Genomic DNA, 6767 nt, shown 5'->3' with positions numbered 1-6767 from the left:
ACAAGTGACAGATTGCTCCGCCTTTCCTCCTTCTCCCATGCAGGAAAAGGATGTATCGGGTATTAGCTACCGTTTCCGGTAGTTATCCCTGTCTTGTGGGCAGGTTGCCTACGTGTTACTCACCCGTCCGCCGCTAGGTTAATTAGAAGCAAGCTTCTAATTAACCCCGCTCGACTTGCATGTATTAGGCACGCCGCCAGCGTTCGTCCTGAGCCAGGATCAAACTCTCCATTAAAGACCAACTGAAGTTGGTTATAGAAAGAGCGATTAGCTCATTTTGAAACTGACGAGATAAAATATCTCATTGTTTGATTTTGCGAACAAAATCAATTTACTCACTCGTTGTTCAGTTTTCAAAGATCAAATTCTTTTTCACTGCTTTTTTCAGCAGCTATAAGATCATATCATGTTCATTCCAAAAATGCAAGGGTTATTTTTTTCGAAGATCATTTCACCCTGCTTATTCTCTTTAGAAACGGCTGTTTTGTTGTCAGCTCAAATAATATATCATTTTTAACTACAGAATACAACTTGTAATATTTCACAATAAATCAATATCTAAAATTTCTTTACTACTAGTCAACTATTTCAACATGATGGCTACTTCAAAACACTATATCGTTGATTTGCCGCTAAACGCGCCGTCGATTCTTTTTAAGATATCTACGATACTCGTTCCTTTTAATCGCTTGTTGTCAGAAGACTTACAATTAGACGGAGTCTTTTAGCCCCCGCCTAACAAGCTCATAAATTTATAGTCTGCAAATCTCATGGGCACATTGGCCATACGAAGGGCAACAGCACATAGCGCGCAACACCTTGAGATCGTGAATGACGATTTTTCCGTCTCTCGTATCCAAGGTACCCTGCTCTTTCAGCGAGCTCAGCATCCGGTTCACACTCTCGCGCGTTGCTCCAATCATCTCACCCAGTTCGGAGTGACTTAACTTCATATTCAGTAAAATGCCATCCTTCACAGCTACCCCACATGTATTACTTGCACGGATTAACGTAGACGCTAGTGCCCCCGTTTTACCATACAACAGTAAGTCCCGAAACCGTGATTGCATAATTCGTTGCTTCATTGCCATCCACTGTATAAACTGAAGCGCCATTTCCCCATGCTTAGACAGGAGCGACTCCAGATCCTTAACAAGCACGACACCTAATTCACACACATCGGCTGTTTCTGCAGTGCAACTATACTCTTCCCCATCTATCCCACTAAACTCCCCGATTAAATCGCCTTGGTGCTGAATAGTCAGAATCAATTCTTTACCGTCTTCTGTCGACTTACGGAGTTTAACATGACCCGAATGTATATAATAAAGCTGCTCCGCATCATCACCCTCTCGGAAAAGCATAACGCCTGCCTTTACCTTCTTCCAGGACATGATATCTTTTAACAGTTCAAAATGCTCTTCCGTCAGAAAAAGCTGAATCCCCGTGCGCTGCGTTTCGTCCCTAAACCGTTCCATACAAGTGGCTTGCATATTAGCGTCCTCCTCGTGTTTACCTGATATCTTTATCATAATGTTTTAATTCCTGGGTTGTTATCGGGAGAACACCTGATTTTGCACCTCCCTACTCCCTGATTTGCAGTGATAAATATCACTTCCAGGATTATCTAACGCCCCATTTATCGCCCCACCTCTTATTGATTACCCAGTCTAATGAAAAGTCAGTGTTTCCTGCGCCTATAGATCAGGGGGTTCCCTGAATTACTTTTGTACCTGTCGGAATTACAATAAATTAGAGCTACAGTTGGTTAAGATAAAGGATGTGTCTTCTATGCTACAAATAACGGATGAAATGCGAAATGAACTGAACCAGTTGCGAGATCATGTTTATGGGGATCTCACTGCACTTGCATTTATGTCCAGGTCAGGGGGTAAGTTGCATTGGTATTATGCCTCCGGCAGCCGAAACAATCGCTATCGCCTTATCTCTTTTAAAGTCGGTCATGGGATTGCCGGGATGGCTGTTCGTCTGGGGCGTACCGTAACCGTTAGCGCTTTAATATCAGGCAGTATACGTTTACGTCAAGAATGTGCGCTTATGCTGGCCGAACAGTTACATTCTGCAGTAGCCATTCCCTTTTCCAGTACAGGAGACTTGCCAAACGGTGTGCTACTTGTCGGTAACCGTGAAGTGAGAACATTCACCGAATCTGATGTAGCCAAGGCCACTCAAGTCGCTCATCGCCTTGGCCAGCTATGTGCCCTCCCTCTCACTCCATAGATTGATATTTGAAGAAAAATAAAATTTATAAATATAAGTGAACATGAACAGCTCATCTAACTATCTCTGTTGATTGAAATCCCTAAAATTTGCTATGATTATGACAAAACGCACGGTTTTTTTACCGTTCGAGGGGATGACTAATTGATTCGTATACTAGTAGTGGATGATCATGTTGTCGTACGTTCTGGCCTCATGGCCCTATTGGACGGCAAAAACGGTATTAAGGTAGTAGGAGATGCAGCAGACGGGGATGAAGCAATCCGCAAAGCGGTGGAGCTACAACCTGATGTCGTGCTCATGGATTTTAGTATGCCACCTGGCAAAGATGGCCTCACGGCAACCACCGAATTAAAAAAACAGTTGCCGGATACAGAAGTGCTTATTTTAACGATGCATGATGATGAGGAATATCTGTTCCGAGCCATTCAAGCCGGAGCATCTGGATATATTTTAAAAAGTGCACCTCATGAGGAATTACTCGCTGCCATCCAGTCTGTGGCCGAAGGCAGTGCCTATCTATACCCCAATGCAACCAAACGCCTGATGAGTGAATATCTGGACAAAATCAAACAAGAGGGCATAGCCGGGCCGTATGAATCCCTGTCTGAGCGGGAAAAAGAGATCCTATCATGGGTAGCCAAAGGATATGCCAACAAGGAAATTGCCGAACACCTGGTGATTAGCGTCAAAACCGTAGAGTCCCACAAAAGCAACCTTATGGAGAAGCTTAACTTGAAAACACGGCCTGAGTTGGTCAAATTTGCACTGAAAAAGGGGTTGCTCCATTATGAATGAACCTTCTAACCCTTTACTGCAGCCCGCCTTTGGGGAGTCAACCGATAAACTACTGAATGATTTGGAAATTCATATACCAGATTCTCCTTTTCTCCATGTACTGCGTAGTTCTCTCCACCAGCTATCCAATCTAAAATTTGCTCTAGATACATCTTCCATCGTTGCTCTGACCGATCATCGAGGAATTATTCAATACGTAAACGATAAGTTCTGTGAGATTTCGCAATATAGTCGTGAAGAATTGATCGGGCAGGATCATCGTCTCATTAATTCGGGCTATCATACTCGAGCCTTCATGAAGAACCTGTGGACTACGATCCGTTCTGGTGAGGTATGGCAGGGAGAAATACGAAATCGTGCTAAAGATAACAGCTACTACTGGGTGAATACTACGATTGTTCCATTTATGGACGAGGAAGGTAAACCCTATCAGTACTTAGCGATCCGTAATGAAGTAACTAAATTAAAAAAAGTAGAGGCAGAGCTTCAGACCATGATGACGCAAGTCATGCAAATACAGGAGGAAGAGCGTAAACGTTTTTCAAGAGAGCTTCATGATGGGATTGGTCAAAGCCTGTTTTCACTTATTATTCAACTAGATAGCCAACTAGCTGAACAACCCAACGCTACTTTGGAAAATTTGCGTGCACAGGTAACCGATATCATTAAAGATGTTCGTGGCCTAGCGTGGGAACTTCGTCCCTCAGTTCTGGATGATTTGGGTGTCGTACCGGCCCTAAGAACTTATATTGAAAATTTCTGTTCGCATTACGGAATCGAAGTGCATTTTCAATGTACTTTACGTAAACGCCTTGATATCCGAAAAGAAATAGCAATCTATAGAATTGTACAGGAAGCACTGACGAATGTGGCTAAATACGCAGATGTAGCAGAAGCATACGTTGATGTAGAGGATCAAGACGAAATAATAAAAGTAACTATTCGGGATGAGGGTATGGGCTTCTCTGGAGAATCCAAAGGAGAGGGAGTTGGATTGTTCAGCATGGAAGAACGAGCTAGAGGAGTAGGCGGCTTCTTGAGCATGACCTCTGCTCCAAATCAGGGAACCTCCATACAGCTGACCATACCAGTGTAAAACCTGTGTACTAGATCAGTTATCGGTGTATACTCACTGCAGGAGCAGAAGGAATACACCGATAGCAAGGATTATCGATAGTCAACACTTTGTAGAATCTATGGAAGATAAACATACAAAAAAAGAGAGAGCTCTGTCCCCAGACAGGCTCTCTTTATTTATAAGGTGTCACCACTGAGGCAACAAGAATCCGCTATAGCAAAAAGCGGGTGATGGGAATCGAACCCACGCTACCAGCTTGGAAGGCTGGAGTTCTACCATTGAACTACACCCGCAAATCAGTATCGGGATGACACGATTTGAACATGCGACCCCCTGGTCCCAAACCAGGTGCTCTACCAAGCTGAGCTACATCCCGACATTATACATTTTTTAATAAATGGCGCGCCCTGAGAGATTCGAACTCCCGGCCTTTTGATTCGTAGTCAAACGCTCTATCCAGCTGAGCTAAGGGCGCATATTTAGTTCCATAATGAGCAGTCAAGGCGCCACCCAGATTTGAACTGGGGATGAAGCTTTTGCAGAGCTTTGCCTTACCACTTGGCTATGGCGCCGTATGGATAATGGAGCGGACGACGGGAATCGAACCCGCGACCCTCGCCTTGGCAAGGCGATGCTCTACCGCTGAGCCACGTCCGCAAAATATGGTGCGGTCGAGAGGACTCGAACCTCCACGGGGGGTTAGCCCACACGGACCTGAACCGTGCGCGTCTGCCAATTCCGCCACGACCGCAAAATAACTTATAAATGGTGAGCCATGAAGGACTCGAACCTTCGACACCCTGATTAAAAGTCAGGTGCTCTACCAACTGAGCTAATGGCTCTTAATGGCTGGGGATATAGGATTTGAACCTATGCATGACGGAGTCAAAGTCCGTTGCCTTACCGCTTGGCTAATCCCCATTAAATTAAGAATCAAAGGGCGGCCGATGGGGCTTGAACCCACGAATGCCGGAGTCACAGTCCGGTGCGTTAACCACTTCGCCACGACCGCCATATGATTATAAAAAGACTGGTGGAGGATGATGGATTCGAACCACCGAACCCGTAAGGGAGCAGATTTACAGTCTGATGCGTTTGGCCACTTCGCTAATCCTCCAAAATGGTGCCGGCGAGAGGACTTGAACCCCCAACCTACTGATTACAAGTCAGTTGCTCTACCAATTGAGCTACACCGGCACATTGCCAATTCCCACTTGAAAGGTGGCTCGGGACGGAATCGAACCGCCGACACGAGGATTTTCAGTCCTCTGCTCTACCGACTGAGCTACCGAGCCATGTTTTATTTTACAATTATATCATATAGTTTACACTATATGTAGTTAAAATGGCGGAACTGACGGGATTCGAACCCGCGATCTCCTGCGTGACAGGCAGGCATGTTAGGCCTCTACACCACAGTTCCAGAGGCATTTCCAACAGGAAATTAATTGCGGGGGCAGGATTTGAACCTACGACCTTCGGGTTATGAGCCCGACGAGCTACCGAACTGCTCCACCCCGCGACATCAAAGGTATTTCTTAATACTATTAATGGTGGAGGCTGAGGGGATCGAACCCCCGACCCTCTGCTTGTAAGGCAGATGCTCTCCCAGCTGAGCTAAGCCTCCATAATTATGACCCGTAGGGGATTCGAACCCCTGTTACCTCCGTGAAAGGGAGGTGTCTTAACCCCTTGACCAACGGGCCTTGCAAAATGAATTCTGATTTAATAATTTTGTGGCGGAGAGAGAGGGATTCGAACCCTCGCACCACTTACGCAGTCTAACCCCTTAGCAGAGGGTCCCCTTATAGCCACTTGGGTATCTCTCCGAGTAGCGGCAGAGGGGATCGAACCCCCGACCTCACGGGTATGAACCGTACGCTCTAGCCAGCTGAGCTACGCCGCCACCTTATATATAAAATTCAGAAGTATTGAAATATGGCTCCCCGAACAGGACTCGAACCTGTGACAACTCGATTAACAGTCGAGTGCTCTACCAACTGAGCTATCAGGGAATATTGGTGGAGCCAAGGGGGATCGAACCCCTGACCTCCTGCGTGCAAGGCAGGCGCTCTCCCAGCTGAGCTATAGCCCCAAACTTTTAGTCAATCTAGAAATGGTGGGCCTTAGTGGACTCGAACCACCGACCTCACCCTTATCAGGGGTGCGCTCTAACCAGCTGAGCTAAAGGCCCTAATTCATTAAATTTTATCATCCTTTAAAGGATTTTGCTTGGCGGCGTCCTACTCTCCCAGGACCCTGCGGTCCAAGTACCATCGGCGCTGGAGGGCTTAACGGTCGTGTTCGGGATGGGTACGTGTGGAACCCCTCCGCTATCGCCACCAAACATGAATTTGCCTCGCAAATTCTTCCGTAAGGTTATTCGGTTCATCACGGATTCTGTGAATGAATAGCTATACGCTTGTTGTATGTACTTCTACATACCTTCAAGGTTACACCCTGAAAACTGGATCCGAAACTTCATTGCGTCTTATCTTTAGGATAAGCCCTCGACCGATTAGTATTGGTCAGCTCCATGCATTACTGCACTTCCACCCCCAACCTATCTACCTCGTCGTCTTCAAGGGGTCTTACTAATTGGGAAATCTCATCTTGAGGGGGGCTTCACGCTTAGATGCTTTCAGCGCTT

General features: G+C 46.0%; 4 protein-coding genes, 21 tRNA genes and 3 rRNA genes. 3 read left to right on the top strand and 25 right to left on the bottom strand.

Features of this window, described 5'->3' with window-relative positions; genetic code table 11:
* Window positions 1-235: ribosomal RNA gene (locus C400_RS0125680) — 16S ribosomal RNA — on the bottom strand; the annotation flags it as partial.
* Between the two features lie 517 nt (window positions 236-752).
* Entirely contained in the window at window positions 753-1493 is a 741-nt protein-coding gene (locus C400_RS0125675) for a Crp/Fnr family transcriptional regulator (protein WP_017428697.1), read from the bottom strand.
* A 298-nt stretch (window positions 1494-1791) separates the two neighbouring features.
* Between C400_RS0125675 and C400_RS0125670 the strand changes: the two genes are divergently transcribed.
* The 3 genes from C400_RS0125670 (at window position 1792) to C400_RS0125660 (ending at window position 4135) form a co-directional block, all read left to right on the top strand.
* Entirely contained in the window at window positions 1792-2241 is a 450-nt protein-coding gene (locus C400_RS0125670) for a GAF domain-containing protein (protein ID WP_017428696.1), read from the top strand.
* A 144-nt stretch (window positions 2242-2385) separates the two neighbouring features.
* Window positions 2386-3039 carry a response regulator gene (locus tag C400_RS0125665; protein ID WP_013369023.1) on the top strand — a complete coding sequence of 218 codons (654 nt, stop codon included), beginning with the start codon at window positions 2386-2388 and terminating at the stop codon, window positions 3037-3039.
* The gene (locus C400_RS0125660) at window positions 3032-4135 is read left to right on the top strand and encodes a PAS domain-containing sensor histidine kinase (protein ID WP_017428695.1); all 1104 of its coding nucleotides are present in this window, start codon (window positions 3032-3034) and stop codon (window positions 4133-4135) included. Before C400_RS0125665 ends, C400_RS0125660 begins: the two co-directional genes overlap by 8 nt.
* Before the next feature lie 204 nt (window positions 4136-4339).
* On the opposite strand, the gene C400_RS0125655 is transcribed toward C400_RS0125660, so the two are convergent.
* The 23 genes from C400_RS0125655 to C400_RS0125545 form a co-directional block, all read right to left on the bottom strand.
* Window positions 4340-4410 (bottom strand) — tRNA-Gly (locus C400_RS0125655).
* Window positions 4411-4419: 9 nt separating this feature from the next.
* Window positions 4420-4493 (bottom strand) — tRNA-Pro (locus C400_RS0125650).
* 22 nt (window positions 4494-4515) lie between these two features.
* Window positions 4516-4592, bottom strand: a tRNA-Arg gene (locus C400_RS0125645).
* 26 nt (window positions 4593-4618) lie between these two features.
* Window positions 4619-4689, bottom strand: a tRNA-Cys gene (locus tag C400_RS0125640).
* A 10-nt stretch (window positions 4690-4699) separates the two neighbouring features.
* A tRNA-Gly gene (locus C400_RS0125635) sits at window positions 4700-4774 on the bottom strand.
* 6 nt (window positions 4775-4780) lie between these two features.
* Window positions 4781-4868 (bottom strand) — tRNA-Leu (locus tag C400_RS0125630).
* 15 nt (window positions 4869-4883) lie between these two features.
* Window positions 4884-4959, bottom strand: a tRNA-Lys gene (locus C400_RS0125625).
* Between the two features lie 4 nt (window positions 4960-4963).
* Window positions 4964-5038: transfer RNA gene (locus C400_RS0125620), tRNA-Gln, on the bottom strand.
* Window positions 5039-5056: 18 nt separating this feature from the next.
* Window positions 5057-5129, bottom strand: a tRNA-His gene (locus tag C400_RS0125615).
* A 19-nt stretch (window positions 5130-5148) separates the two neighbouring features.
* Window positions 5149-5234: transfer RNA gene (locus tag C400_RS0125610), tRNA-Tyr, on the bottom strand.
* Window positions 5235-5238: 4 nt separating this feature from the next.
* Window positions 5239-5314: transfer RNA gene (locus tag C400_RS0125605), tRNA-Thr, on the bottom strand.
* 25 nt (window positions 5315-5339) lie between these two features.
* Window positions 5340-5412: transfer RNA gene (locus C400_RS0125600), tRNA-Phe, on the bottom strand.
* A 51-nt stretch (window positions 5413-5463) separates the two neighbouring features.
* Window positions 5464-5540 (bottom strand) — tRNA-Asp (locus C400_RS0125595).
* Between the two features lie 25 nt (window positions 5541-5565).
* A tRNA-Met gene (locus tag C400_RS0125590) sits at window positions 5566-5639 on the bottom strand.
* A 29-nt stretch (window positions 5640-5668) separates the two neighbouring features.
* Window positions 5669-5744: transfer RNA gene (locus C400_RS0125585), tRNA-Val, on the bottom strand.
* 7 nt (window positions 5745-5751) lie between these two features.
* Window positions 5752-5823, bottom strand: a tRNA-Glu gene (locus C400_RS0125580).
* 31 nt (window positions 5824-5854) lie between these two features.
* Window positions 5855-5946 (bottom strand) — tRNA-Ser (locus C400_RS0125575).
* A 3-nt stretch (window positions 5947-5949) separates the two neighbouring features.
* Window positions 5950-6023: transfer RNA gene (locus C400_RS0125570), tRNA-Met, on the bottom strand.
* A gap of 33 nt (window positions 6024-6056) precedes the next feature.
* Window positions 6057-6132: transfer RNA gene (locus C400_RS0125565), tRNA-Asn, on the bottom strand.
* 4 nt (window positions 6133-6136) lie between these two features.
* Window positions 6137-6212: transfer RNA gene (locus C400_RS0125560), tRNA-Ala, on the bottom strand.
* 22 nt (window positions 6213-6234) lie between these two features.
* Window positions 6235-6311 (bottom strand) — tRNA-Ile (locus C400_RS0125555).
* Between the two features lie 36 nt (window positions 6312-6347).
* Window positions 6348-6464: ribosomal RNA gene (gene rrf, locus C400_RS0125550) — 5S ribosomal RNA — on the bottom strand.
* A gap of 151 nt (window positions 6465-6615) precedes the next feature.
* Window positions 6616-6767, bottom strand: a 23S ribosomal RNA gene (locus C400_RS0125545); the annotation flags it as partial.

It is taken from the genome of Paenibacillus sp. ICGEB2008, assembly GCF_000307675.1.
GTDB lineage: Bacteria > Bacillota > Bacilli > Paenibacillales > Paenibacillaceae > Paenibacillus > Paenibacillus polymyxa.
This window is presented reverse-complemented; position numbering and strand designations above follow the sequence as displayed.